Genomic DNA, 1277 nt, shown 5'->3' with positions numbered 1-1277 from the left:
GGCGGGGGATTCCCGTGGCTGAGGCGCGTTCACGCCGCGAGCCGATTGGGTGGTTGGCGCTTCACAGACCGGCCAATGCCGAGGTCTCCACGCCCGGTGACCGCCAGCCCGGCGGCCAGAATGTTCTTCGCCGCGTTGACGTCGGCGTGCGCCTGGTACCCGCAGGCGACGCACCGGAAGACCGCTTGGCTCTCGCGGGACTCCCGGGCGGCATGCTCACAGGCGTTGCAGGTCTGCGACGTGAACGCAGGATTGACCTTGACCACGGTCGCGCCGTGGTAGCGGGCTGCGTGCTCCAGCTTCAACAGGAAGCCACCCCAGCCCTTATCGAGAATCGCCCGGTTCAGGCCCGCCTTCTGGCGGACGTTATGGCCCGGCGCCTCGATCGTTCCCTCGGCACTGGCCGTCATGTTCTTGACCCGCAGGTCCTCGACCGCGACCAGGCCGTGGTTACGGACCAGCTGCACGGCAGTCTGCGCGGCGAAGTCGGCCCGCCGCGCCCGGATGCGGGCGTTGAGCCGGCCGAGCTGGGCACGCGCGGCGTCGCGGCGCTTCGAGCGGCGGCTCCAGCCGTGGACCCGCAGGGACCGAGACAGGCGTTGCTGCAACCGTTTGAGCCGCGCGGTCTCGCCCGGGGTGGCGAACTGCCGGTCGTGCATCTCGCCGTTGGACGTGGCGACCGCAACGGCAACGCCTCGATCGACGCCGACCGGCGGCTTGCCGCTCTGGGCGACCCCGGTGATGCCGTCCTCGACGCAGAACGAGATGTACCAGCGCCCGCCGTCCCGGGACACGGTGGCGTTGCGGATCGTGCCGCCGACTGCGCGCGTCCAGCGGAACCGGACTGGGCCGAGCTTCGGCAGCCGCACCTCGCCCCACCGCCGGTTCAGCCGGCGCACCGTGATGTGGTTCGGGTCCGGAAACCGGAACGACGGGGCGGTCCGCGTCTTGGACCGCCACCGCACCTTCCAGGTGCCGTGCTCGCGGCATGCCCGGTCCAGGTCGCGCAGGGTCTGCTGCAACGTGTGCGACGGGGCGTCAGCCAGCCACGCGCAATCTGGATCCTTCTTCGCCTCGGCCATCTGCCGGGCTTGCTCGTTGTAGCCGATGAACGCGCCACGGCGGCGGTACTCGCGGCGCTGCTCCAGGCCGGTGTTCCACACCGCCCGACAGGCCGCCCCCACCTGCTCGGCGTATGCGGCCTGCTCGGCAGTGAATGCCAGCAGGTAGCGGCGGCCGGTCAGCATTCAGCGGCTCTTCTGCTGCTCGACGTACCG

Annotated in this window: 1 protein-coding gene; it reads right to left on the bottom strand. The window is 70.9% G+C overall.

Annotated features, from left to right (window positions below; all coding sequences use genetic code 11):
- Window positions 1-29: 29 nt before the first annotated feature.
- Window positions 30-1247, bottom strand: a complete 1218-nt coding sequence (locus ABT297_RS43055) for an RNA-guided endonuclease InsQ/TnpB family protein (RefSeq protein WP_350560012.1) — start codon at window positions 1245-1247, stop codon at window positions 30-32.
- Window positions 1248-1277 lie beyond the last annotated feature (30 nt).

The organism is Dactylosporangium sp. NPDC000555 (assembly GCF_040300025.1).
Classification (GTDB): domain Bacteria; phylum Actinomycetota; class Actinomycetes; order Mycobacteriales; family Micromonosporaceae; genus Dactylosporangium.
This window is presented reverse-complemented; position numbering and strand designations above follow the sequence as displayed.